Source organism: Ensifer sp. EB106-05-01-XG146, assembly GCF_058791875.1.
The window spans coordinates 194857-220002 of the sequence record NZ_JBYTDX010000003.1; the positions used below are offsets into that span (position 1 = coordinate 194857).

Consider the following 25146-nt stretch of genomic DNA (forward strand, 5'->3'; position numbering starts at 1 on the left):
TCTGACGTAACCAGTTTTCCGTTTTTCCGCGCCGTCTTGCAAAGACGTGCGGCGCGGGTTCCGGTGCAGCCAGATTATATTGGCGGTTGAATTCTATTGCTTTTTTCGCTTTCCGGGTAACACGACATGTCCAATTCTCGGTCTTCAGAAGACCTTCCGTCACAATCATCCCTCTCCAGCATCACCCGTATTGAGTGGCAGACCGTCGTTCTCGCGCTTGTCATTTATGGCGGTTTTCTTGGGCTTACCTGGTTTTGGCAATCGCTCCCCCTTGCAGTTGTCATCGCGCTCGGCGGATGGCTGATCGCCTGGCATGGATCGCTGCAACACGAGGTCATCCATGGCCATCCAACCCGAAATCGGAGCATCAACGACGCCATCGGCTGGCCGCCGCTGTCGCTTTGGCTGCCCTACGCGATTTACCGCGAGGGCCACTTGACCCATCACCGCGACGAACATCTGACGGATCCCATAGAGGACCCGGAGTCATCCTATCTCACCCAGGCAGCCTGGGATCGGCTGGGTCTCGTCGGGCGGTCTCTAGCCAGGTGGAACAGCACCCTGTTCGGGCGCTTGACCCTGGGTCCGCTGGTGATGATCGTCAGTTTCTTGGCGCAGGAGGCAGCACTCCTCCTCGAAGGGGATCGAGCCCGCAGCAACTTCTGGATCCGTCACGCGATCGGCGTAGCCGCCGTTCTGGTCTGGGTCATCGCCGTCTGCGGCATGCCTCTATGGCTCTACCTCTTCGGCTTTGTCTATGTCGGCGCGGCCCTGACCCGGTTGCGCTCTTATGCGGAGCACCGTTACGCCGATTATCACGACGAGCGCACAGCGATCGTCGAAAACAGCACGCTCTTTGGTTTGTTGTTTCTCTACAACAACCTGCATGTCCTCCACCACCAGCGGCCGGGTGTTCCCTGGTACCGGATCCCGGCGCTTTACCAACGGCACAAGCAGACGCTTGTGTTGATCAATGGCGGGCTCATCTATGACGGCTATCTCGACGTGGCGCGCCGTTACTTATTCAGGCCGCATGACGACCTGCGTCATCCCCTTCACAGAAGGTCGTCGTCAATGATCTCTAACGAGTATCTGTAGAGGAGAGGATTGCACGACAGTCTTCGGCGGCGGGATTCCAGTGTGCACGGCCGGAATGCTGGTGGGTATTTACGAACTTCGCAAACTTCTGAGCACCAGAACGCCACGTCCGACATTGCGCTGTCGATGAAGCTGGCCCCGGAAGGCCGGCCACAGGTCAGTTTCCGTCTCGTGGATTCGTTGGCCGGAGCGCAGACGATTTTAGTCGTGGAAGAAGAAGAAAAGTCTCGTCACGTTGGGTTTCCGGTTGAAGAGGTACCAGAGCCGTATGATGAGCCCCAGGCAGCGTTGACTGCAGCGCGGGAGCGCGGCCTTGCGTCGGGTGGCGGAGATTCTCGCCGAGGATGATGGAGCGCCGAAACGAGGCGTGCGGTTCCCAGACGTTGATGAGAACGGCGCTTTCGTCCGAGCGGGACGAGTCGTTTGCGCGCCGCTCTCCCGAAGCGGCCACGTGCGATGCGCAGAGCATTCGATATCGCTTAAATATTGGTGGTTTCGCAGAAACCGCAAGCCTGCAGGGTTTCAACCTTCACGGCCGTTGCCGGTCAGATCTCGTTGGGCCGACGAGACCAAGCCTTGAGCAACTACAAATATCGCGGGCATGCGCCACATTGTACCCAGAAGTTCATCGATTGTCGTGCGAAGCGCCAATCGCTTGCCGCAAAGCCTCAGCGAGCTGCCGTCGCGCATAGGGCTTTGCAAGCGGCCGGAAACGTGACGTGGCGCCAATGCGTTCGACATCCGCGTAGCCGGTCGCCAGGACAACCGGGAGGTTCGGATACAGCGCCATGATCTTGGTCGCCAAAGCGTCGCCATCTATTGGGCCGGGCATGACCACATCTGAAAAAACCAAATCGAACGGCCCGTCTGTTTCCAGTATCTGCAACGCTTCCGACGCGTCGGCCGCAGATGTAACGGAGTAGCCGAGAGAAATGAGTGTTGCGGCGGCGAATTCACGGACCATTAGATCGTCCTCTACGACGAGAACGCGCTCACTGCCACCCTCCAGCACCCCGTTCGAGAAAGGCTCCGCAGCTATTTCCGTAGACGCCAGTCGAGGAAAGGACAGGAACATGGTTGTTCCCTTGCCCGGCTCCGATTCAATTTCGATCCGGCCCCCTGACTGCCGCACGAAGCCATACACCGTGCTAAGACCTAACCCGCTGCCCTTGCCGAAGGGCTTCGTGGTGAAGAAAGGCTCAAAGGCCTTTGCGCGCGTCTCCGCATCCATTCCGAAGCCGTTGTCGGAGATCCGGATCACCGCGTCGTCACCGCTTTGCGCCGTCGAGATTGTCACCCTACCGCCATCCGGCATAGCGTCGCGGGCGTTGATGCAAAGGTTCATGATAGACGATTCCAGTTGCGCCACATCTGCCCGTATGTGACCTGCGGCCGGATCAAGTTTGAGGCAGAGAGTGATCAGTTCGCCGAGTGCAGTCGACAGCAATTCCTCCATTGCCAGTATGGGAGTGTTGATTTTTAAAGCCGCTGGTTCGAGAGGCTGACGTCCCGCGAAAGTCAGAAGCTGACGTGTGATGGCGGCGCCTTGCCGTGATGCCTTGTGGTTTAGCTGCGCGACCGCAGATAGTCGCGGATCGGCAATTTCATCGGCCAAGGTCTCCGCCGTCCCGATGATAACCGTCAACAGGTTGTTGAAATCGTGGGCAACGCCGCCCGTCAATTGGCCTATCGCTTCAAGCCGCTGTGTCTGCAGCCGTTTTGCCTCATTCAGCCGTGTCTCGGTGATATCGCGGACGCCACCGACCATCCGGGTTGCCTCGCCTGCGGCATTGCGGATGATATGGCCTTGATCGAGAACCTCGGCATAGGTTCCCGTTCCACGGCGGAAGCGGTATTCTTCCAGCCATGTGTCGACCTTCCCTTCAATCGCGGCAAGCACGCTGGACACCACGCGTGCGCGGTCGTCCGGGTGGATCTTTGCCTCCCATTCCCGAAAACCATCCTCGACCGGTACGTCCTCGTGCCCGAAGACGGATTTGATGTTGCTGTTCCACTGTACACGACCGGTCGCAATGTCCCAGTCCCAGACTGCGTCCGTCGTCATCATGGCAACGATCGAGAAGCGTTCCTCGCTTTCGGCCAGTTGTTCCTCCGCTCGCTTTCTGTCGGTGATGTCCCGACCGGTTGCTACGAAATGGCTCGCCCGTCCGTCGGAGCCGAAAATGGGGGAAATGCTCATGTCCACCCAGTATTCGTGGCCGTCCTTGGCGTAGTTGAGAAGGTCGGCCCGGACTGCCTTCGACAATGCGATATCGCGATTGATCTCTTCAAGCGTGGCGGCGTCAGTCCGCTGCCCCTGGAGAAAGCCGGGAGATCGGCCGAGCGCGTCGTGCGGTGAATAGCCGGTGATCTTGACGAAGGCGTCATTGACGTAAACGATCGTTTGCCCGCCCCCGGGCTGCGATGCGGCCTTCGTTATCATGACGAAGTCGTCGATTCTCGAGATCGCCATTTCCAGTAGGTGCAAGTGCTGATCGGACGCATGCCGTTTCGTCACGTCTCGGAAATAGACGGTCAACCCTCCCGCGCCGGGGTAGGCGGTGACCGAGAACCAAGTGCCAAGGGATTCATAAAATACTTCGAAATCGGCCGTCTTGCTTTCGCGGACGGCGCGCTCGTAGTGCTGCCGGATGCTCCCCGAGGAGGCCTCCGGGAATTCCTGCCAGATAGGGCGGCCCATAAGCGCCGATCGCGGGCGCTCCAGCAGACGTTCGGCCTGACGGTTGAGGTAGGTGAAGCGCCAATCGGTATCAAGCTGGAAAAACGCATCGCTGATGTTCTCCATCGACTCGGCCAAGCGCCGCTCAAGATCCCTGGCGGTATTCTCCAGCCGCTTGCGCTCATCGATATCCTGGAGGGCGCCCTGTATTTTGGAGATATGGCCCATGTCGTCGCGGATCGCCACGCCGATTGCGCGAACCCATTTCCGCCGGCCGGTGCCATCAATGATCTTCACCTCGATATCGTAGGGCAGACCGGTCGCAACGCAGGCTTCGAAATGCCGAGTGATCGCATCTCGCCACTCAGGCGCAAAATAGCCCATCCCCTCCTCGAAGGTGACAGTCTTGCCCCTTGCTCTCTCGTGGATCGCCCAGGTTTCATCCGACAATTCGATTCTCCGGTCCGGCAGATGCACCACCCATCCGCCGAGTCTCGCGGCCTTGCCGGCGATCTCGAGAAGAGCTTGGTCTCCATAGAGGTCTTGCGATTGTCGGCGAGCGTTGCGAGGCAGGACCCAATCCTCATGGAGCCGCCAAACGATGACTAGCGTCGCGCCGACGACCGAGAGCCATGCAGTTGTCGGGAGCCAGGCGAGGACGAAAGCGGAGATGCCGCCAGCAAGCACCCCAGCGGAAAACCGATCCCTTGCACACTGCCTGAAACCGTTCACCAGGATGCGAAAGCCCTTGCCAGCAATTGCGTTTTCTCGTCGCATCGTCCCCATCCGTCGTTGATTTCAACCTCTCGATAGTCTTAAGCAACGCCGCAATCCATGAGAGATCGCTAAATTTTACTTTATTTAAATTTGACGCCGCGGTCGCTTAACGGTGTGCCGGTCTAATCGATGCATCCAACTGCCGCGTTCCTGCCTCCCGATGGCGGAGGGGGACCTCGGCAAGCATCGAGGTCACCCTGTGAAAGCAACAAAGAGAACGACCTATCTGAGCCGCGTCGAATCCGACTACTTCAGCCGTCAATGGTGCCGCCGAAGCGTCACGCTCTTCTGTAACCTGCTCTTCACGGGAAAATGGATGCGCAAGATGCAGATCGTGCGCTGTCTCGTTGTGGAGATCAGCGAGGGTGGGGCGACCGTGCGCATAGGAAAGTCGCTGATTCGAGATCACGTTTACGTTGTTTTTGGCAAGTTTGACGTCGTGGTCGGCAGCATCGTCGTTCACCGCGATCCGGGGATCCTGCATCTTTGCTTCGTCAAGCAATTGAGGCCAGACTTCGTCAATCGGCTGGCACGCATGAGTTCACCGTTTTCCACCTTGGAAAGCCTCAGCCCGAGAACCATATCAGTTAGCGAAAACGTGCAGCCATTGCTGCGCCCAATGCCATCCCCGCTCTATGGCGCAAAGGAAAAAGGCTTGGGTCACCCCACCAAACATTCGAAGAGATTATGAACATAATGATCATCGAAGATCAGCGAGACGTCGTTGATATGTTGCGGCTGAACTGGTCGGATTCTCGGGATCGGCTGGATTGCCTTGCATCCGTGAGGCAGGCGAACCGCTTCATTCATTCAAACGAGCTCGCTGCCTATGACTGCATCCTCATCGACGTCAACCTGCCAGACGGGAGCGGGTTGGATCTGTTGCGCGAGGCGCGCTCACGTTCCGACGTCCCAATCATCATGATCTCGGGCGTTGGAGACGCCGATAGCCGGGCGGACGCCATCAGTGTCGGTGCAGACGACTATGTGATGAAACCGTTCAGCGTGAAGGAACTGCGTGCCCGCGTCCATCGCCTGCACGAGGCGCGGATAGGCCGCAACGCTTTGCGGCAGAGCGTTGCTTTCAAGATCGGCAATATCGATTGCGACATCGGACGCCTGTCCATGGATTTCGGCGGCGCCAGTCGGCCGCTGACCGCACTCGAAGGACGGATACTGCAGGTCCTTCACGACAGTGTTGGTGAAGATTGCCCGAAGTCTTGCATTGCAAGGCAGGCGCTCTTTCGCGAGTACGATCCGCGCGACAAGACCATCGACGTCTACATCAACCGGTTGCGCGGCAAACTTGCGGAACTGGATGCCGCCAGCGGCGCTGCCATTAAGACGATCCGCGGCGTGGGCTATCGCCTGAGCGATATCCAACAGCAGGGATAATGGAAAAGCCTTATGCTTCAGTGTGAAAACCGTGATGTGATTTCCGCGAAAGCGGTCGGTGCCAAAGGATATCCACCGGATGAGTCGGCTCGCCTCAAGCGTCTGAGAGAATTGTCCATCGTCTCAACCGGCCCGGATCCGGTGCTGGATGCGCTCGTCCATGCCGCCTGCCTTGCGGCCGATACGCCGATCGGTCTCATCACATTGCTTGACGGCGAACGCCAATGGTTCAAGTCGAAGCGGGGCATCGAAGGGGACAGGTCCCGCAGAGCGGACGCTTTCTGCGACTACACAATCCGGTCGTCGAGGCCCTTCGTCGTGCCGGATGCCGCTCGCGATGTCCGCTTTGCCGAAAACCCTTTCGTCACCGGAAGCAACAGGATCCGTTTCTATGCCGGCGTGCCGCTGGAGATCGAGCCAGGGCTTCGGCTCGGCTCGCTCTGCGTTCTCGATCAGGTGCCGCGACGCCTCGGGGCGGACGTGCGCGGTTTGCTGGATCGGCTGGCGCGTTGCGCAGTGGAGCGTCTCCTGCAATCCGAAGACCGGTATCTGTTGTCCCGGATCGACCCGGGCCGGCTCGATCGTGCGAAAGCCGACAAGGCGGCGCTGGCCATCGCGGAAGAGGCGCTCGCACAGGGTCTCTTCGTGCTCCATTACCAGCCGAAGATTGCGCTCGATACTGGACGGCGCGTCGGCTTTGAGGCACTTCTAAGGCTCAAGAAACCCGATGGATCGGTTCTCGGCCCCGCGACCTTTGCCGCGGCTCTGCACGACCCAATACTCTCAAGGCGCATCGGCAGCCATGTGCTGAAGAGCGCCGTCGCACAAGCCCAGGCGTGGGAGACGGCCGGAGTCGATTTCGGGCACATCGCGGTCAACGTTTCGTCGTCGCAGTTTATCGCGTTTCCGGGCAGCCCCTGCCTTGTCGATGAAATCCTGGCCGCGACCCGGTCGGCAGGACTATCGCCTCGGCATATCCAGATCGAGGTCACGGAGGGTGTGATGCTGTCGGAACAGGGCGGCGACATCGGCGTGCAGCTTGAGGCGCTGCGTGCAGCCGGCTTTATCGTCGCGTTTGACGATTTCGGCACTGGCTTTGCTTCCCTCGTGCATCTGAAGGAGTTTGCCTATGACCAAATTAAAATCGACGGTTCGTTCGTGCGTGCGATGACCGCCGCGAACGCCGATTATGCCATTGTGAAGGCCATCATAGATATGGCAATGGCGCTGGGAAAGAAGGTCGTCGCCGAAGGCGTTGAAACGGTGACAGAATTCCACGCACTACGAGAACTCGGCTGTCACTATGGCCAGGGATTCTTTTTCGGCCGACCCGTCGGCGCCTCTGATGTACGGTTTTTTCCCGCCTAATGGACGGGACCGCGGGCTACCTCCCACGCATTTGTCGCGCCATGCAGTAGTTGCTTTGTGTGTAGCCGTCGGAAAACCTACGGTCTTAGCACAGCCGCTCAAATGTCCGCTTGGCCGTGTGCTGCTGCTTCACCAGTCCTCCCACGCGTCTGTCTGAATGTCATTGATGAAGACGGCAACGCTCGACGGCTTACCCGCCGTCTTCGTCCTTGTGTAGCCCGGCGGCAGCGAGAACCGACATTCGCTCGGTTTTACTCAGCAATGCCCGTCAGCGCGGCTTTGATGTGGTATTGTCACCGCCCGCCCGCTCTGCCGAGGCATAACGATGACCGACCACCTGCTCACTCAAAGTCTGTCGATGATCGTGGTCTCGGCCGTTGCCGTGGCGTTCTTCGCCGCACTGCGAATGCCTGCCGCCATGGGCTACCTCCTGGCGGGTCTTGCGATTGGTCCCTATGGTCTGAACCTCGTGGCACTCGGTGACGATACGCTCTTCCTCGCCGAACTCGGCCTGATCTTCCTGATGTTCATGGTCGGGCTGGAGTTCTCGCTGACCACCCTGCTGGCAGCGCGCACCGACGTCCTCTTGGCAGGCAGCCTGCAGGTGGGAGGGACCCTGGCAACGATTGCCGGCGCGCTCTGGTGGCTCGGGCTTGATCCCCGCATCGCCATTCTGCTTGGTGGTGCTGTGGCGATGTCATCGACGGCCGTTGCCATGAAGCAGCTCGCCGAGCAAGGCGAGATTTCGAGTCAGCATGGACGCTTTGCCCTTGGCATCCTGTTATTCCAGGATATAGCGACGATCCCCCTGCTTGTCGCCATAGACAGTTGGTCGAGGCGAACATCTGTTGATCCGTTCGATCTCGTGGGGCGTCTCGGGCTAGCGGCGATCGCACTCATCGCAGTTTCCATCGTCGCCCGCCCGCTCGTCCGCACTGTCCTTGCCGGTGCTTCCAAGTCCCGCTCGAACGACTTGTTTCTCCTAGCGGCGCTTTTCGTTGCGCTCGGGGCCGCCTATCTCGCTCATCTTGCTGGGCTGGCTTTGCCGATTGGCGCCTTCATAGCTGGTATGGTGATTGGCGGGAGCGATTTTCAACACCGAGTCGAGGACGATTTGCGCCCGTTCCGTGATGTGCTTGTCGGTCTGTTCTTCGTCACCGTGGGCATGCAGATAGATCTCCGGCTGATCGTGGTGTTTCCTTACGCCATCCTCGCTTGGTGTGCGGTCTTTCTGTTCGGCAAAGCGCTCACTACCTTCGTTGTTGGGCTCATGCTGCGCAGGTCCGCAGCGATCGCCCTCCGCGTCGCAGTCATCCTTGCCCACGGCGGAGAATTCGGCCTGCTATTGTTGACCCTGGCCATGAACAGCGGCCTGCTGCCATCCGAGATCGGTCAACCGGTCCTAATTGCCCTTGCGCTCACGATGGGTCTAGCCCCACTGCTGATTCAGCGCAGCGCGTTTATCGAACATCTCGTGGGTAATCGGCGCTCCCGCGTGGCCGCAACCGAGACTGCGCTTCGCACAACATGCGAGGCGCTCGATCGACATGTTGTGCTGTGTGGATGCGGACGTGTCGGCCGCCTCGTTGCGACCGCGTTTGAGGAGGCGAAGATACCGCACATCGCCGTTGAGTCCGATCTCGCGCGGTTCAAAGAAGCCCAACGACACGGCCACACTATCGTGCACGGCGATGCCGCGCATCGCCGGATTTTGTCCGCCGCGGGCCTCGCAAGGGCCAGGTTGGTCGTCATAACTTTTGACAGGCACGCCGCCGTCGAACGAATCCTGAAGTTTGCGAGCGAGCAGCAAGTGGCAATTCCCTGTGTTGTCAGTACGGCTGATGACTACGATATCAAGACTCTTGTCAAAGCCGGCGCGAAAGTCGTCTTTCCTGAAAATCTTGCGGCCGGTTTAGCGCTCGCCGACCAATCGCTTCTGCTGTGTGGCCTCACGCAGGAAGAGGCAGGGCGGATCATTACCACGCTTCGCGCTGAGCTAAATCCGGAGCTGCGGGAACGGGTCGGAATCTGATCGTGCTGTTAGTGCGAGGCGGACGGATCGACATTCAAGGTTGCTAATCGCTGATTCAGGGGCTGCCGTGTTGAGCACGGAACCGCGTGATGGCGTTGAAATGATATCAGTTGAACAAGGTGCACACGGATGCGTTGGCCGGCAAACTGACATTTGTTTGTGAACGGACGTTTATGGGTTCTGCTTTGGGTGCGCCCTGGCGAGACCTGCCGGAGCGATATAGCAAATGGAAAACGGTCAATCGTCGGTTAAGCCGCAGGTGTCATGCGCAGGGTGACGAGTCGCCTGTTGCCTTCGCACCGCTCGACGCTAGTTACCTGTGATCAACGGAGGGCAAAAATGGACACAAGCGTTATGTCGAAGGCCAAAACAGGTGTCGAGGGGCTGGACGACATCCTTTCGGGCGGTTTGTCACGTCGCCACGTATTCCTTCTCGAGGGGGCGCCGGGCACGGGGAAGACCACGATCGCCATGCAGTTCGTTCAGCAGGGCGCCGCCCTCGGAGAGAAATGTCTCTATATCACGTTGTCCGAGACCGAGGATGAGCTACGCGACAGTGCCCTGTCGCACGGGATGGAAATCCATAGAAATATCGAAATATTCGAGCTCGTTCCGCCTGAGAGCCTGTTGAACGCCGAACAACAGCAGAGCTTGCTCTACTCGTCGGATCTGGAACTCGGCGAGACCACCAAAATGATATTTGAGGTTTTCGAAAGGGTTCAGCCGAACCGCGTTGTGCTCGACAGCCTGTCGGAAATCAGGCTGCTTGCCCAAAGCTCCCTTCGCTATCGCCGGCAAATCCTGGCTTTGAAGCACTTCTTTTCCTCGACAGGCGCCACGGTCTTGCTTCTCGACGACATGACCTCCGACAGTCTCGACAAGACGGTTCACAGCGTAGTGCACGGGGTTATTCACCTTGAACAACTGGCGCCGAGCTATGGTTCGGAAAGACGCCGCCTGAGGATTACCAAGTACCGCGGCCAGGCATTCCGCGGGGGTTATCACGACTTCATCATCAAGACTGGAGGTGTTTCCGTCTTTCCGCGATTGCGAGCGATCGAGCACCGCACGGAGTTCGAGCGCTCTACGTTAAAGAGCGGGATCGCTGAACTTGACGCGTTGCTGGGTGGCGGCATCGAGCGGGGATCGAGCACGCTGCTGATCGGTCCTGCGGGCATGGGTAAAAGTCTCTTTGCGCTTCAATTCGTCGAAGCGGCCGTCAAGCGTGGCGAAAAGGCCGCCCTCTTCATCTTCGATGAAGAACTGGGGCTGCTGTTCCGGCGCATGAAAGACCTTGGCTTTGACTTGGAAGACTACCAGCGGGACGGCTCGATTCACATCGAGCAGTTGGATGCAGCTGAGGTTTCACCTGGCGAGTTCGCCCAGCGTGTGCGCGAGCACGTTACCAGATTTGACGCAAAGACGGTCGTCATAGACAGCATCAACGGCTATCAGGCCTCCATGCCGGAGGAAAGCGCGCTCGTCCTCCACATTCACGAGCTGCTGCAATATCTGAACCGCCAGGGCGCGAACACCTTCGTAACGGTGGCGCAGCATGGGCTGGTCGGTGACATGAAGTCGCCGGTAGACGTGACCTACCTCGCCGACACCGTCGTTCTGCTGCGGTACTTCGAGGCGGTCGGCAAGGTCAGGAGGGCGATCTCCGTCGTGAAAAAGCGGACCGGCAAACACGAGGACACGATAAGGGAGTTTACGATCGGCCAGGGCGGCCTTTCGCTTGGAGATCCGCTTTCGGATTTCCAAGGCGTGTTACGCGGCGTCCCGACCTTTGTCGGGGAAAACCAACCGCTGCTGAAGCCAAGTGAGGGCGAGGACGATTCCAAATAGAGACGCCATTGCTCTGATCCATGCCCCTTTGGGAAGGGACGCGCAGATCGCGGCCGCGCTTTTGTCGGAAGCCGGCATTCGGCCGAAAATCGGCAAGGACGTTGCCGCTTTCGTCTCGGCTCTGGATGAGGACATTGCTTTTGCTGTCGTGACGGAGGAGGCCTTGCGCTCGGCCGACCTTCGCCCACTTTCGGCGTGGATCAAATCGCAACCGAGCTGGTCCGACCTTCCCTTCATCATCTTGACCCATCGAGGAGGTGGGCCTGAGCGTAACCCTTCCGCTAGCCGCCTGTTGGAGGTGCTGGGGAACGTCAGCTTTGTAGAACGACCATTTCATGCCACGACGTTCATCAGCGTTGCGAGGTCGGCGCTGCGGGGCCGCCGACGCCAGTACGAAGCTCGACTCCGGATCGAGGCGCTGGACGAGGGGGAACGGCGGCTAAAGACGGCGCTTGAGGCAGGCCATCTGGGTGCGTGGGAACTTGACCTCACCACCTATGCTTTGATCACATCGATCACCTGTCGGGGGGTGTTTGGCAGAAGCGCTGGCGGGGCGTTTACCTATGGCGACCTCCTTGCCGCTACTCATCCTGACGATGTGGAGAGGATGAAAACGGCGATGCAGGCCACCATCGAGAGCGGGGCCGACTATGCAATCGAATATCGTACCGTCTGGCCCGACAGGTCCATTCATTGGGCGGAAATGCGCGCGCAGCTTTATCGCGACCGGAGTGGGAACGCGGTCAAGTTGGTTGGCGTCTCTTCTGATATAACCGCCAGGGTATCGTCCGAAGAGCAGCAAAAGCGATTGAACGAAATCCTTGAAGAGCGTGTCGCCGAGCGGACGGCTGAACTGCACAAGGCTCACGGAACCGTCATGGCGGAAGTGGCCCAGCGCGAGCGTGCCGAGGCGCAGCTTCGGCAGGCCCAGAAGATGGAAGCTATCGGTCAGCTGACGGGTGGAGTCGCTCACGATTTCAACAATCTTTTGATGGCGGTGCTAGGAAACCTGGAGCTCCTGCGCAAACACACTGGTGGTGACGCGAAAGCCGAGCGTTTGATCGATGGTGCGCTTCAGGGCGCAAAGCGCGGTGCGTCGCTGACACAGCGGCTTTTGGCATTCGCGCGCCGGCAGGACCTCAGTGTAGATCCAGTAGATCTGGGCCAGTTGGTGAGGGAGATGACGGATCTCCTTAATCGATCAGTCGGCACGGGCATTGTGATCGAAATTCGCATTCCCGATCGAATGGATCCGGTACTTGCTGACTCCAACCAATTGGAGCTCGCCCTTCTCAACCTCGTGGTGAATGCCCGAGATGCTATGCCGAACGGCGGGACGATCTGCATATCGCTTCAGGTGGAGAATGTGGCGAAGCCGGAGGGCGAACTCGCGGCGGGTCGGTACGGCGTGCTCTCCGTTTCCGACGAGGGCCACGGCATGGATGGCGACACGCTGCAAAAGGCGATAGAGCCGTTCTTCTCGACCAAGGAACTTGGCAAGGGGACGGGTTTGGGCTTGTCGATGATTCATGGCCTCGCCCTTCAGCTGCAAGGAGCGCTGCGGCTCACCAGCACGCCAGGGAAAGGCACCAGAGCCGAGCTCTGGATTCCGGTTTCGGACGAAAGCCCAGTTGTGTCAAAGGACACGGAGGTGGCGGAACCGGACCAAAGGGTAAAACCGCTACGCGTTCTTCTGGTGGACGATGATTTCCTGATCGCCATGAGTTCGGTCGACATGCTCATCGATCTGGGCCACGAGGTGGTCGAGGCGCATTCTGGAAAGGAGGCACTCGCTCATCTTAAGGACGATGGCCGCTTCGACCTGCTCATCACGGATTATTCTATGCCGGAAATGACGGGGGGAGACCTCGCAAATGCCGCGCGGGACCTATTTCCCGATCTTCCAATCCTCATTGCATCAGGATATGCCGAGCTGCCACCCGGCATCGATTTCGACGTGGCGAGGCTCGCAAAGCCCTACAGTCAGCAACAACTCGCCGTGGAGATCGAGAGTGTCCTCAGGGGTCTAAGTTAGACCAACGCGATAGGTTATGAATGGCTTTGGCACGTTGCCGATCGTCACGTCCTCTTGTTAGACGCCACCCCAGCTTGGGTGGCGCGCCATTGCTTCTAGTTGATCAAGCTCAAGCGACTGCGGGCGATTTGACAAGGAACGGATGCCGGCCGTGGCGGACACCCTCATGCGCCATCGCTTCTTCAAATAACTCCGCCTCGTCGCTGACGCCGCCACGAAACTCATCCATCAGAAAGCCCGCCAAGGGATCGGCAAGGGAAGCAGCCAAACAGCTCTGAGTGCTCTGTGTTTTGCTGCAGGACCTTACCCAGCGCCGAAGCAAGAGGCCGCTGGCGGCGGCGTTTAGAACTGCCTTATTGATCCGGTCGTACCTCATTGTCATCGCTGTTACCCTGCGCGCATCCATCGCGCTGGCAAGGTTGAGCCTGCGCGGACCGGCCTTCCTGCTCCAGGCCACGCCGCGCGCGATCCTGAAGGCGACGCCCCTTACCGCCCGAGACTTGTAGCTCAGATTGCGAAGGTCCAACGTGCTGGTTACTCTCGGTGTTTCACCTTCACAGCGCAGCGGAGTGCGTGCCTGGGCCTCGCGCCACAAGGGTCAAACCAACGCCTGGGCGCCCGAGAACTTGGACGGGTGGTTGGGCAAGGACTGGCAGCGATTGAGGATCTACACAGGTTTCTGGCCGGCCGCGAACAAACAGGCATTGTCAAAGGCAGTACGATTGCCGGAAACTTGAAATCCGAAAGCAGAAAACCAGAATTCCGCTCAATATGTCAAAGTTACTTTCAATTGAGCCTTCAGAGGCGCACAATGTGATCATCGCTGGACTTTAAGAAGGGCTCCGGCGGCTGGAAGATCAAAAAGCGCTTTCGCCCCAACTGGAGGAGATTGCGCCATGTTTGTTCCGCAACAATCCGGATACATACTTCCTGAAGATTTCACTGTAATTGCCACGGTCTATGAGAAGATCGTGAGTGCTCGCGCGATAAACCGCCAAAGCGACGAGGGAGAGTGGCTGGCCCGATACACCCTTGAATTGTTCATGAGCGGCACGCGTGATGCGCGGGAACTCGAAACGCGTTTGGAGGAGTTCAGCCTCCCCACGAGCGGCGACGGGAACTCCCGCGTAGTAGATTTGTTGCCTGATTTGTCAGCATGGGCGCGGAGCCTGACTGCCTCGCCGAGTGAGGCGACTGCCCTGACTGAACAAACGCTCGATTACGCGATCGAACATGTAGAAGAATTTATTGCGACCTCGGATGTCAGAAGATGGTTGGTGCGTCTGATGGTGGAGCTCCGCCTGGGGCGTCGACCGCGGTAGAGATCGATTGAGCTGGTAAACGTATCGTTTCGCTCGCCGACCCTCTTAAATGACGGATGACGCAGGTTGCGGCCATGGGGCCATGCTTCAGCGACAACGATAGGTAGCAGAAATGGCGCGCCCCTTCGTTTCAGCACAACTGGCGGGCGGATCGCCGGCATGATGTCGAGAGGCTCGCGAAGCTGCACGGATTCCTTGTTCCATCCGGCACCGTACAAATTCCGCGCCCTTCTTCGCCGCCAGCAGCAGTCGGTCAATTGCGCCAGTTACTGTCGCGCCCCCATAACCTCCGATCACAAAGGTGTCGCGAGGCACGCATTTAATCTTCTGACGCTCCGGCCAGCGCTCCGATCGATAGGGCGGGTCCCCCTGCTTGGCTTGATCCCTTCGTGCCCGTGTTCGCACGCGACGCGGAAGAACTCGGCGCCGTAAGCGTGCATTTCCTCGCAGAAGCGGATCGCGCCAGTCCTGCCAGAGACGATCGGTTATGAGCAGTTGCTGTTGTGCGGCAAGTGGCATCATCCCGAGATAGATGCGGAACAACGAAGGCAAAGAAGATGATTTCGGCGGCATCGTGCAGGCTCGGATGCCTGCCAACCGCTGCGCTGAAGCAGGCCGAAGTCGGACCCTGGTCGTCGAGAACAACCGCCTCGCCACATGGCCGTACTCGCGAGGCTCGGCGACCCGAACTTCTCGTCGTCGTGACCGCCACGGGGGATTGCCCTCACGTTGCCCGCTTCAGCATGATGAGGCGATAGCCGTGCCACCTCGAAGGCCATTCAGGACCTCGCGGCGGCCGGTTGCACCGCGGCGTTGCAGGGTCAAAGGAGGCGGAGGAGGGAACTGCCTGGACCTCCTTTAGCCGATCCGAGCCAGACTATGGTCTGGGCGGCCGGCAAGACCTAAGTCGAAGTACGTGCGACTGAAGTCTGACCCTGGAACGGTAATTCCTCAAGAGCGTTTGCAAAGTGTTCCCGCTTTGAGAGCAGGGAATTCAAAACAGATGGAGACGTACATGAAGAAGGTTTTTGTCAGTTCTGCCCTTGCAGGTTTGTTTCTGCTCGGGGCTTCCGGCTTTGGTTTTGCTCAAACGGTCCTAGTCACGCCAGAGCAGGAAACGGTCGTTCGCGAATACGTGAAGAAGAAACCCCTCGCTTCCATCAATCTTCCGGGCGTTGAGCTGAATGTGGGCTCCGCACTCCCCGAGACGGTGGAATTGCACACCATTGATGCGCCGGACATCAAATACCGCTATGTGGTCATCGATAATCGCACCGTGCTGGTAGATCCAGGCACTCGCAAGATCGTTCGCGTTATCGAATGACTGAAGACACGTCCCTTCCTTTCGGGGAAGGGACGTCTTCGCGAGCTACGCGAGGAAGAACGGCGATTGGACTTTAGTCCCACAATCTGGCCGCAAAGGTCCTAATCCGTAGCGGTCCCATATCGTCGCGTTATTTTAGCTTTAGCCTGTGGACAATCCATCCAGTGCTCCATAGTCCGACAACGACGCCGGGGCAGCCTACCCGCCCTTCGGTTCCTTCTGGTGTCGTTGCCGACAGGAGGATCGAGAATGTACGAACCATACTGCTACGGCGAGCCACCGCGCAAATTGTCTAGAGGGTTGCCCATCGGCATCACGCTCTTGGCGATAGTTGTCATCGGAGCCTATCTCTTCGTAAGCAGCGCGCTCTCGAACGATCCTCACCAAACCAGTGCCATCCTTCCCCCACCCGCCCCAACGTCAAAATAGCCTTGAGCTTTAGCGAGGGAGCAACCATGAGATTGATGCATTTAGGTCGAGCCCGTCTGGGGATGGCTTTACCTCGGTATCGCCCTCAGCTGCGCCAAGCCAGAGAACCTTGCCTCCTAGATCTTTTCGAGGCGTACGCGCTCGCCGCGACGACTCTCGACGACCTGATGCAGGAGTACCCGGCGCGCGTAGAACTGATCAGCGAATACAGACAGGTGTGCTCGGACTTGCAGGCAGAGGTCGTCGTCCTCCTCACGCTCACAGATGAGCGACTATTTTCATGAAATCGAGGGCGCTCGGCTCTTGCAACCCTATTGTCGACTAGAATGTGGATTCAATTGTCTTTAGCGAACGAGAAGCGCCGATGAAGTTCCGCCTCTCCGCCGGTGCAAGTTTCTTCTTGCTTGGGGAACGGAAGACTATCTTTGACGAAGCGTCCCAGCAGATTTTCCAACTGGATGAGTTGAGCGCCTTTCTTACCTGCCTCCTCGCCGAGGCCGCGCCGGCGCATCAGTTGGAAGGCGCCCTGGTGGCCCGGGGCGTAAGCCGAGCGCGTGCGCACGCGTCGGTGCGAGACTATCTGGCCCATTTGTCACGATGGAATCTGCTGGAGATCATGTTTGATGAGAACGAGGGCACTGCGTTAGACACCCAGACATTTGATTTCGAAGGTACCGCCGTATCGCTCGCCTTTTATGATCGAGAGCTTCGCGACCTCGTTGTCCCGATTTTCGCCCACAATGGGGCTGCTGCCGCTACGTCACACACGGCTGCGTACGACGTGGCGCGTTTTGGCGAGCGCGTATGCATCAGCCGACATCGTTCCGCGGGTATGATTGTCGCTGACTTGGAGGTTGCCCCAGCGATCAAGGCGCTTGTGACAGACGACATTCTTGCCAACCTTGGCCTGAATGTCGCACTTCACGCGGCATTGCTCGTTAAGAACGGAAAAGGCCTCCTGATCTGTGGCGCGGCGGGGGCCGGCAAGACGACACTCGCCGTGGCATTGCTCGGGGCAGGCTTCACCTACGGCGGAGATGATATCGCGCTGATGGATGAGGATGGACTGTTTGTGGGAGTGCCCTTCTCGCCCGCATTGAAGCAGGGGTCTTGGGGGCTGCTCGGCCACATGTCAGATGCAATTCTGGCAGCGCCAATCCATAGGCGGCTCGACAATAAGCGTGTGCGCTATCCGACAGGGCTGCCCTATGCTGCACGCGTGCGGGTTCAGCCTGCAGCTGTCGTGCTGATCCGCCGTCGTCGCACCGGGCCAGTCGAGGTTTGCGACGTTGAGCCCATGCGTGCCCTTTCGGAACTACTGGCCGGTGCGCACACGCCAGAGCGTCGCCTCGCCTTGCCGCAGTTTCAGCGGCTCCTCGATATGGTTTCACAGGCGCGCACCGTCGAGCTGACCTACTCTTCCCTCGACAGAGCCGTAGAGACATTGAGGCGACTTTATGACAGGCAATAGTTGGCGCGATCTGGTTACGCTCGCCTCCTGCCTCAACGGGCACATACCGAAAGAGGCGAACTGGGACGGGATCGTAGCCCTTGCGAACAGAAGCCTGACGATCACCTCACTTGCAGGTGCGGTGAAGGAAGCCAACCCGCACTTGCCGGAGGATCTCTCCAACTATCTGTCGATGATATATCGGCGGAACACTGACCGAAATTGCAGACTGAAAGCTCAGCTGGGGGAGGCGGCCGCATCGCTGAACGAGATCGGTATAGAGCCCATCGTGCTGAAGGGGACAGCCATCCTTGCGAGTGCTGCCCCTGAAGCGCTTGGTGCACGGCTTCTGACCGATTTGGACATTCTTGTCCGCCCCCAGGATATGCGAGAGGCATCAAAAGCACTGTGCCGTCAGGGATATGAGGTTGCGCTATCTTCCGGTGAAGGTTCCTGGCCAGGGAATGCGGAATACCATCTCCCAGTCGTCCTGATCCGTCCAACGGATGTCGGAAGCATTGATCTTCAGTGTCGACCGAAAGGGCCGGCCTCCTTCGGAGACGCGGAATGGCTTTATGGCGATAGTTGCGTGGTCGATATTGGCGGAGGCCGTGTACGCGTTCCAACGGCGTTTGCGCAGATCATTCTTTTCATTCTTCACGATCAGTTTCAAGATGGTGACTATTGGCGCGGGCTACTCGACCTGCGCCATCTGCTGGACATAGCAACGCTCGCCCGCGCCTCCTCGGTCGACTGGAACGGACTTAGAGCGCTTTTTGCGAGCGGCTATGAGAGGAACGCGGTCGAGACCCAAATCGTAACAGCCGCCGCGCTTCTCGGCCTAGACCGAACGGCGATTAGGGGAGTGGGATCGACGGCCAGGATCCAGTTTGCCCGGCGGCGACTTCAGCTCGGCTGTGACTACCTGCGGGCTCCGCTCACGCTCCTGACTCTCATCTCGGAAGTTGCCCACTATCGCTCCTGGGATCGTTTTGGGGGCGAGCCTTATCCTTCTAAGCGCCGGGAGCTTGTGCGAAAGGCTCGCGAATTGCGGCGGAACTTCCGGGCCAAGCTTCCCGGAAAACTGTAGCCGATTGGGGAAGCCTGTCGAGTTTGCAACCGAGCATTGACCTCGGGCGCATATGCGGAGGGCACCCCAGCTAAATCTAAAGATATATGGATAACTCGTAGCTTTTTATGTAAAAGTAGTTAGTGCTAATATATCTGACATCCGTTGGACGGGTGGGAGGGCAGATGGCCGAAGAACTCAACCAATCTCGAAGTGACCACGATCGGCGCGAGTTTCTGAAAAGCTGCGGTCGATTTGCGGCCGTAACCCCACCGGTCGTCACAATGCTTCTGTCAACCAGCCTGACGTCGCAAGCGATTGCCTCTTCGGGTGGTGGCGGTGGCGGCAGCAAAGGAAACAATGGGTGGGGTAACGGGCCGAGTTCGACAAATAGAGGAAGCAGCCACGGGCGTGGTGTTTCGCGAGGAGGACCGGGTGCCGGTCAATCGCAGAGCAGCAGCAAAATGAACGGACGCCCTTAGACCACATTTGGCTCGTCGCCCAGTGGCTCACCACATGAGAAGCAGCCGAAACTCAATGGAAGCTCCGGGAGCTCACCTTGAACGGATCTATGTCCAAGTCCTGTTTGTAGATATCCGCACGGCGGCCTTGCGATTGTCGCGCCGCTGACGGAGAATCAAGCTGCTGCCCCCCGACAGTCGCGTTCACCCTTGGCCTCCGCGCGCGAAACGGTCCGCTTCGCGTTAGGTCTGCACGGAGGAGCGACAGCGGAGCGCCCTAAGCGTCAGCCGGTACGGGAATAGGTCCTCGACGACCCGACCTCGCCTGCGGCATGGATTCCAGCGCGACCTCGGGCTCTTGCATTTCGCAGACTCAGCGGGCTGTCAAACGAAGTGAGGATCTGACCCCGCCTATTGCCTCACCCAGGAATGTTACTGACGTTGAGGGCAATGAGACGGCCCGTATCTCCTCCCGCCGTTAGCGTGAGGAGATACGGGCGCGCGCTTCATCCAGTACAGAGCCACCAGTCCTTCCCGAACCTAGAGACCATACCGGACAGCATATTGCCGAGTGCAAGGCGGCGTCAGAGCCTGTCACAGCCTTAAGCGTGGACGTCGCCTTAGGGGGCGGACAGACCGGGCTCCCACGAGCCGGCTACGGCTTGTTGCTGTAAATTTACGTTTTGGGTTTCCAAATCGCATGATGTATCGACTGGAAGCGGATCTTCTCACTGCTGGAGAGTCGGAACCCGATCGACGCATTTTGTGAGCCGGCGGCGACGGATGGGCGGCAAACGAACGCTCAGTTCGCCGCTGAGCAGTCGCCCTCTTCTGGAACAGGATGAACGCACGAATCGAGACTGCGGTGGTTCGCACTCAGCCGGGTGCACCGCTTGACCGCGTGAACCCGCAAGAAAGGTGGCGGCAAGCCACCACCTTTCCGTTTCAGAGCGGACGAACTTGCAGGGACGGTCGCTCAGAAAACCATCGTTGGACTGGAGGGAGATCACCGGCCGTCGGGCAAGCCGCTAAGCAGCCGGTAGATGCCTTGCTCGTTCCTCTTGGCCGTGCTCAGCACCGTTCGTTCGGAAACGGCCGACCAAAACCGCTAGCCGGTCGCTGATCTGTGAAAGCGTTTGGGCAGATGCGTTTGTCTCCTCCATCATCGTGGCGTTTTGTTGCGTGATCTGATCCATACTCCGGACCGCAGAATTAATCTCCTCAATCCCGGACGCCTGTTCCTGGGCCGACCGAGCCATCGAGCTGATGCTGCTGTTGATCGAAGCCACACGATCTCCAATGTGTGATAACGAATGACCCGTCTCGTTGACCAGCTGGACGCCGCGAAGCACGTCTGACGACGAGCGGTTGATCAACTCTTTAATCTCTTTTGCGGCCCCAGCCGAACGTTGCGCGAGTTCCCGCACCTCCTGCGCGACAACAGCGAACCCCTTGCCTTGCTCGCCGGCGCGAGCCGCTTCCACACCAGCGTTTAATGCCAGTAGATTTGTCTGAAACGCAATTTCATCGATGACTCCGATGATCTGGGTCATTTTCTGCGAAGAGCTTTCGATATCTCCCATGGCCGCGACGGCTTGTTTCACCACCTCTCCGGACCGATTCGTCTCGACCGTTGATTCCCGAACCACAGTCTGGACTTCCTGGGCTCTCTGAGTTGACTGTCCGGCAATGGTCGTGATTTGTTCGAGCGCCGCCGCGCTCTCCTCGAGCGCTGAGGCCTGGTGCTCGGTCCGCTTGGCAATCTCATTTGCGGCAGAAGCGATTCCGGCAGCTTCACAGCGAACCTGGTCAACTGACGAAGCGATCTCCTGCATAGCGCGATCGAGCGCGGCGACCGATGAGTTGAAATTGTCTTTTAGTCCCCTGAAGCTCGGCGCAAGCGCCTCATTGAGCTCGGATGTCAGATCGCCACCCGCCAGTCTTGTCAGAACGGTTTCCAGTGCGGAAAGCGCTTGATCCTGCTCCTCTTTTTCTCTCGCTCGTTGCTCCTCCAGACGGGCGCGTTCATCGGCAAGTGCATCGAGATAGACCGAAATGGCATAGTCCATGTCGACCAGGGCCGCTTTCACTACTGCCATTAGATCATCTCCGACCTTTTGAGCTTTGCGGCCATGCAGGATACCTTTAAGCTCTTGATTAACAACGGCGCGAATGATGCCGTCCAGGATCATGGCGTATCCGCCGATGTACCAGCGGGGTTCGAGCCCGATACGGGCGTGAGCGCGTCCGACTGTTGTCACCCCCTCGACGTAATCAGACTGGTATGTGCCGGAGGCGATAATCTCCCAATGCTTGACTTGGCGATCTTTGGCGTGAGCAATATGAGCATCGTCCGAGAAGAATCTTGCCGTTTTCGGATGTTTCGACACTTTCGTGTAAAACGCGTCGAGCGCATGACCGATAGCCGTGCCTATGACGGGCTGCACGTTTGCCAAGCTGCGGCGTTGGCGTTCATCAAGACCCACAAAATCGAGGCGGTCTTGCAGGTCAGAATTTCTTGCCTGAATAGTCATCGTAAACTCCGCTTTGTGCTCGAAGCGATTGAGTATGAGAATATTCGGCCATGCTTAATTTCTGGTTAGCAGCACAACGTGGGCGCGACGAATTGCCTCTGGCATCGGTTCAGGTTGCAAGCCTCCTCGAAGGCGCGCGCTACTGCACGCGCAGTCTCTACCCATTCCGCTCTCTCCGCCCGCCACTGGATATTCCCCCGGACAACACCGACGCAAAGACGTCGGGAGCGTGTGCGTATCGAGCGGCTGTAAGGCGTTTCGCTTTCGGGCGACCACGTTTCGAAGTTCATTGCCCGGTAGCCTTCAGGCGGATTGTTTTGTTCTCACCGACGCCGCCTTGAAAGCCTTCCTAATTTCTCTCATCCGACGGTCAAGGGTATTATGACCGGCTTGCATAACGTCGATATCCAAGAGGTGGCCAATGACGGCCAGTTCTTTCATCAAGTCGCCAATAATAAGGTCTGGAGATCGAGTGGTGTTTCCGCCAACGGGCAGGTTCTTGCCACCAAGAGCCGGGGCTTCTAATGCCTGAGTAAGCTCGAGTGCGGCTCCCAAGAATCTTTTCCGACGTTCCACGATATCGCCGGCGGCAGCCCTGCCATCGCAAGCTGCCGTCAAACGAACGGCTTTGTTTTGAAATTCGCTCATGTGTCGCCCCCGATTCACATTCGTGTCTCTTAGCTAATATAGCTGAACGCCATCTTAAATCTTCGGAGGTCACGAGACTCTCGAACCGCCACCGAGATCGGGTGCTGTGCGTCACTAACGCCTTCGCTCAGGGAAGGCATAGCTGAATGGCACTGAGAAGCGCGGATGAATCCGCCGCACGTGGGTCGTGGAATAAAGACAATATCGCCTGCTGCTTCCCTTTCACGCAACATGAACACGAATGGAAGGTCGGCCTGCACCCGTTCTTCCAGCACCTTGGCCCGGAAGGATGGTTACGCGAAGAACAGGCACGGTCGGCACAAGTTGTTGAAGAAGACCTTGCTGCTCCTTCTTTACGGCGCAGATGGTATCGGGGTCGTCAGCATCCGACCGCCGGACGATGCCGCACGGCTCCCGGAAATCAACGAAGTCACGGTCAGCCCCTGACGCGCGGTTTCAGGTCTGCAGAACGTCCGGGATTGACGCTTGGAGGCTTGGCGCGCTGGTTTCGGTTATCGCTTTCAGCCGTATCGTTGACAGCTCTCCCATCTCCGCCAAGCTTGAGCACCTCACCATGCAGGGTGAGCTTGGAAAATCTCGGAGTAAAACGAGCCGCGTAAATGTCGGCCGTAAGCTAGCGCGGGGATCGGAAATGATTGTCGCGGCAGTCTATCGTCGGCGATCGCGCCCCTCGCCAACTGGAGCATCATCGACGGCGAATGGTTCAGACGATTGGCGCGCCATGAGCACGGCGCGCCAAATGTCTAGTTGATTATTGTGTCGTCGAGCCCTTTGTCATGCTCATGCATGGGGCTGGACTTTGAACGGCGCGCCTCCCGCCACATTGCTGCTTCGAAAAGAGCTGTCTCGTCGCGGATGCCAGCCCGATATTCATGCAACAGGTAAGTCGCGAGGTGGTCGGCACGCTTGCTGGGCCGATCAATCTGGCACCACATGCAAACCCGGTCGAAGATCCTTTGCAGGAAGTTCAACTCGGTCGGGCTTATCCAGGCACCTTCCACGGGGTCAAACATCGAAGCATTCCCATCCTCACCTATGCGGCGGAGCGCCTGTCATCCCGTCTCGGGCTGGTGAGGTGGGCTAGCGGGTTCGCTGGGAGACCGGCCTCCAGACAAGCAGCGACGAAAGCTTCACGCGCGATCGCAACCGGCATCTTTCGGTTAAGGGTGCGCCGACAGACTTCGACGGCTTGCTCGTAGCGTCGTCCGCGACGTCGCGGCCACTCGTTCTCCAGAAAAACGAGCGCGTCGAAGACCGATGAGAAGGTGCGATTGCTGCCGTTCTGGAACGTTACCTGCAACGGTACAGACCATGGCATCTCCGGAAGATACATGTTTCCCTCCTTCCTATCTAACCGGATGAAAGAAGATGGAAAATCATCTGGGAATGCTGAGATTGGTTTTCAAGACCTCCGACACCAGGCGTTTGGCGATCAGGATGTGGTGGGCGCGGCAGGACGCGATCCTGCAATCTCCGCCGCACTAAAAGGGACAGAGGAGATGGCCGCACAGCAACGGCTCATGCTCAACGTATACGTCGAGCTGATGTGTGACGCGCTTCGGCCGTTCTCCGGCCTAGAAGGTGAGCGCTTGCGCCCCGTGTGCGTCGGTCTTCTGGGCGCAGCGGAGGCCCTTGCCTCCGAGGCACAAGCCGGGGCGATATCCCAGCAAATCGCCACGTCCGTATTAACGTCACTCATCGTAAAGGCTGTGGCTGATGGCCCCCAACAAAGCTGGGTAACGTTCCAGTCGCAAGGCCCGGGAAAGGACGATGAACTTTGACAAGGTTCTCAGGAGGGCACGCAGGGTCCGCCCGATCCCTGGCGCGGCCGGGCAGGTGAGACGTAGGCGCTGCATGAAGGCCGCACGACCAGTCCGCAGCGCCGTCTCCTAAGACAGCATTTCGAGACCGTGTTTCCGGACGATCGAGAGCAGCTTCAATGCGGGGCCGCTCGGCCGCTTGGCGCCGGTTTCCCACTTTTGTACGGTGGACCCGCTGGTGTTGAGATAGCGCGCGAAGACTGGCTGGCTGACATGGTTGTTCTCGCGCAGCGCCTTGATCTCACCCGGCGACAGCTGCTGCGGGATGGACAAGCAAGTCTCATCAAAGGTCTTCATGGTTTCCTTGTCGATGGTGCCTGCCGCATACATGTCTTCGACGGCGCTATGGATCGCCTCAAAGGCATCGCTCTTGAACTTGCGCTTAGTCGTCATTGCAAATCTCCAATAGGCGCCGGTCCCATTTCGGCATCAAGCTCCGCCTGCGTCTTGCGCCGCTAGAGTTCGGCGAGCTTCCGAAAAGCCAGGAGCTTGTCGTCATCGATGTTTGCGCGGTCCTTCTTCGCGAACAGATAGGCGAACAACCCTCACGCGGCCTGCTCAATCGCCTTGCGGAGGGCCTTGTCTGAGATCCGCGCTTTCTTCGCTGCCTTGAAAAATCATGCTGTTCTGAAAGTCCGTCTGCATCGCTTCATATAGCACTAGGTGCTACACCTATCAAGTTGTCGGGAAAAATCGCGGAGACTTGCCGCCTCCACCCTTGGTTCAAGATGCTGGCAGCAAGCGCCGCGTCGTCCTGCGGCAAGGAACGGCCTTAGTGGTTCGCAACCATCTCCAGTGTGTCCTACTCTCAAGCAAACGTCGGCCCTTGAAACGC

General features: G+C 58.5%; 21 protein-coding genes and 3 pseudogenes. 16 read left to right on the forward strand and 8 right to left on the reverse strand.

Annotation, left to right across the window (positions count from 1 at the left end; translation table 11 throughout):
* Nucleotides 1–126 precede the first annotated feature (126 nt).
* The gene (locus AC3WVQ_RS29570; protein ID WP_192358322.1) at nucleotides 127–1098 is read left to right on the forward strand and encodes a fatty acid desaturase; all 972 of its coding nucleotides are present in this window, start codon (nucleotides 127–129) and stop codon (nucleotides 1096–1098) included.
* 625 nt (nucleotides 1099–1723) lie between these two features.
* On the opposite strand, the gene AC3WVQ_RS29575 is transcribed toward AC3WVQ_RS29570, so the two are convergent.
* Nucleotides 1724–4555 carry a hybrid sensor histidine kinase/response regulator gene (locus AC3WVQ_RS29575; protein ID WP_192445576.1) on the reverse strand — a complete coding sequence of 944 codons (2832 nt, stop codon included), beginning with the start codon at nucleotides 4553–4555 and terminating at the stop codon, nucleotides 1724–1726.
* A gap of 199 nt (nucleotides 4556–4754) precedes the next feature.
* Between AC3WVQ_RS29575 and AC3WVQ_RS29580 the strand changes: the two genes are divergently transcribed.
* The 8 genes and pseudogenes from AC3WVQ_RS29580 (at nucleotide 4755) to AC3WVQ_RS29615 (ending at nucleotide 13233) form a co-directional block, all read left to right on the forward strand.
* On the forward strand, nucleotides 4755–5246 hold the full coding sequence (locus AC3WVQ_RS29580; RefSeq protein WP_192358316.1) for a hypothetical protein: 492 nt from the start codon (nucleotides 4755–4757) through the stop codon (nucleotides 5244–5246).
* A 5-nt stretch (nucleotides 5247–5251) separates the two neighbouring features.
* Nucleotides 5252–5950 carry a response regulator transcription factor gene (locus tag AC3WVQ_RS29585; protein ID WP_192358314.1) on the forward strand — a complete coding sequence of 233 codons (699 nt, stop codon included), beginning with the start codon at nucleotides 5252–5254 and terminating at the stop codon, nucleotides 5948–5950.
* A 12-nt stretch (nucleotides 5951–5962) separates the two neighbouring features.
* Nucleotides 5963–6397: pseudogene (locus tag AC3WVQ_RS29590) on the forward strand (GAF domain-containing protein); the annotation flags it as partial.
* A 105-nt stretch (nucleotides 6398–6502) separates the two neighbouring features.
* Complete coding sequence (locus AC3WVQ_RS29595) at nucleotides 6503–7318, forward strand: EAL domain-containing protein (protein ID WP_192445573.1); 816 nt, start codon at nucleotides 6503–6505, stop codon at nucleotides 7316–7318.
* A 325-nt stretch (nucleotides 7319–7643) separates the two neighbouring features.
* Nucleotides 7644–9350, forward strand: coding sequence for a cation:proton antiporter (locus AC3WVQ_RS29600; protein WP_060608675.1), 1707 nt, complete (start codon nucleotides 7644–7646; stop codon nucleotides 9348–9350).
* Nucleotides 9351–9512: 162 nt separating this feature from the next.
* A pseudogene (locus AC3WVQ_RS29605) lies at nucleotides 9513–9607 on the forward strand (transposase); the annotation flags it as partial.
* A gap of 82 nt (nucleotides 9608–9689) precedes the next feature.
* Nucleotides 9690–11198, forward strand: coding sequence for an ATPase domain-containing protein (locus AC3WVQ_RS29610; RefSeq protein WP_060608672.1), 1509 nt, complete (start codon nucleotides 9690–9692; stop codon nucleotides 11196–11198).
* 28 nt (nucleotides 11199–11226) lie between these two features.
* The gene (locus AC3WVQ_RS29615) at nucleotides 11227–13233 is read left to right on the forward strand and encodes an ATP-binding protein (protein WP_492383382.1); all 2007 of its coding nucleotides are present in this window, start codon (nucleotides 11227–11229) and stop codon (nucleotides 13231–13233) included.
* 109 nt (nucleotides 13234–13342) lie between these two features.
* Here the strand turns inward: AC3WVQ_RS29615 and AC3WVQ_RS29620 are convergent, their stop codons facing one another.
* Nucleotides 13343–13759 carry a hypothetical protein gene (locus AC3WVQ_RS29620; protein WP_192358309.1) on the reverse strand — a complete coding sequence of 139 codons (417 nt, stop codon included), beginning with the start codon at nucleotides 13757–13759 and terminating at the stop codon, nucleotides 13343–13345.
* A 370-nt stretch (nucleotides 13760–14129) separates the two neighbouring features.
* On the opposite strand from AC3WVQ_RS29620, the gene AC3WVQ_RS29625 reads away from it, so the two are divergent.
* From AC3WVQ_RS29625 to AC3WVQ_RS29645, 5 genes are all read left to right on the forward strand, one after another.
* On the forward strand, nucleotides 14130–14555 hold the full coding sequence (locus tag AC3WVQ_RS29625; protein WP_192358307.1) for a hypothetical protein: 426 nt from the start codon (nucleotides 14130–14132) through the stop codon (nucleotides 14553–14555).
* A gap of 1015 nt (nucleotides 14556–15570) precedes the next feature.
* Nucleotides 15571–15879 carry a DUF1236 domain-containing protein gene (locus tag AC3WVQ_RS29630; RefSeq protein WP_060608662.1) on the forward strand — a complete coding sequence of 103 codons (309 nt, stop codon included), beginning with the start codon at nucleotides 15571–15573 and terminating at the stop codon, nucleotides 15877–15879.
* 793 nt (nucleotides 15880–16672) lie between these two features.
* On the forward strand, nucleotides 16673–17779 hold the full coding sequence (locus AC3WVQ_RS29635) for a phosphoenolpyruvate carboxykinase (ATP) (RefSeq protein WP_192358305.1): 1107 nt from the start codon (nucleotides 16673–16675) through the stop codon (nucleotides 17777–17779).
* Entirely contained in the window at nucleotides 17766–18848 is a 1083-nt protein-coding gene (locus AC3WVQ_RS29640) for a nucleotidyltransferase family protein (RefSeq protein ID WP_192358303.1), read from the forward strand. The genes AC3WVQ_RS29635 and AC3WVQ_RS29640 overlap by 14 nt, the downstream gene beginning before the upstream one ends.
* A 164-nt stretch (nucleotides 18849–19012) precedes the next feature.
* Nucleotides 19013–19309: a hypothetical protein gene (locus AC3WVQ_RS29645; protein ID WP_127890790.1), complete on the forward strand. Its 297-nt coding sequence runs from the start codon at nucleotides 19013–19015 to the stop codon at nucleotides 19307–19309.
* 1007 nt (nucleotides 19310–20316) lie between these two features.
* On the opposite strand, the gene AC3WVQ_RS29650 is transcribed toward AC3WVQ_RS29645, so the two are convergent.
* Nucleotides 20317–21822: a globin-coupled sensor protein gene (locus AC3WVQ_RS29650; protein ID WP_492383383.1), complete on the reverse strand. Its 1506-nt coding sequence runs from the start codon at nucleotides 21820–21822 to the stop codon at nucleotides 20317–20319.
* A gap of 303 nt (nucleotides 21823–22125) precedes the next feature.
* The gene (locus AC3WVQ_RS29655) at nucleotides 22126–22470 is read right to left on the reverse strand and encodes a hypothetical protein (protein ID WP_192358571.1); all 345 of its coding nucleotides are present in this window, start codon (nucleotides 22468–22470) and stop codon (nucleotides 22126–22128) included.
* A gap of 146 nt (nucleotides 22471–22616) precedes the next feature.
* On the opposite strand from AC3WVQ_RS29655, the gene AC3WVQ_RS29660 reads away from it, so the two are divergent.
* Nucleotides 22617–23090 (forward strand): HipA N-terminal domain-containing protein, encoded by a 474-nt coding sequence (locus tag AC3WVQ_RS29660; RefSeq protein WP_246810461.1) that lies wholly within the window; start codon nucleotides 22617–22619, stop codon nucleotides 23088–23090.
* Nucleotides 23091–23234: 144 nt separating this feature from the next.
* Here the strand turns inward: AC3WVQ_RS29660 and AC3WVQ_RS29665 are convergent, their stop codons facing one another.
* Both AC3WVQ_RS29665 and AC3WVQ_RS29670 read right to left on the reverse strand, forming a co-directional pair.
* Complete coding sequence (locus AC3WVQ_RS29665; RefSeq protein WP_192358573.1) at nucleotides 23235–23504, reverse strand: hypothetical protein; 270 nt, start codon at nucleotides 23502–23504, stop codon at nucleotides 23235–23237.
* Between the two features lie 20 nt (nucleotides 23505–23524).
* Nucleotides 23525–23824 carry a DUF982 domain-containing protein gene (locus AC3WVQ_RS29670; RefSeq protein ID WP_192358575.1) on the reverse strand — a complete coding sequence of 100 codons (300 nt, stop codon included), beginning with the start codon at nucleotides 23822–23824 and terminating at the stop codon, nucleotides 23525–23527.
* Between AC3WVQ_RS29670 and AC3WVQ_RS29675 the strand changes: the two genes are divergently transcribed.
* Complete coding sequence (locus AC3WVQ_RS29675) at nucleotides 23763–24272, forward strand: hypothetical protein (protein ID WP_192358633.1); 510 nt, start codon at nucleotides 23763–23765, stop codon at nucleotides 24270–24272. The genes AC3WVQ_RS29670 and AC3WVQ_RS29675 overlap by 62 nt on opposite strands.
* A gap of 108 nt (nucleotides 24273–24380) precedes the next feature.
* Here AC3WVQ_RS29675 and AC3WVQ_RS29680 read toward each other — a convergent pair whose 3' ends face one another.
* Both AC3WVQ_RS29680 and AC3WVQ_RS29685 read right to left on the reverse strand, forming a co-directional pair.
* Nucleotides 24381–24704: a helix-turn-helix domain-containing protein gene (locus AC3WVQ_RS29680; RefSeq protein ID WP_110819541.1), complete on the reverse strand. Its 324-nt coding sequence runs from the start codon at nucleotides 24702–24704 to the stop codon at nucleotides 24381–24383.
* Nucleotides 24694–24901, reverse strand: a pseudogene (locus tag AC3WVQ_RS29685) (type II toxin-antitoxin system RelE/ParE family toxin). The gene AC3WVQ_RS29680 and the pseudogene AC3WVQ_RS29685 overlap by 11 nt, the downstream one beginning before the upstream one ends.
* Nucleotides 24902–25146: the final 245 nt, after the last annotated feature.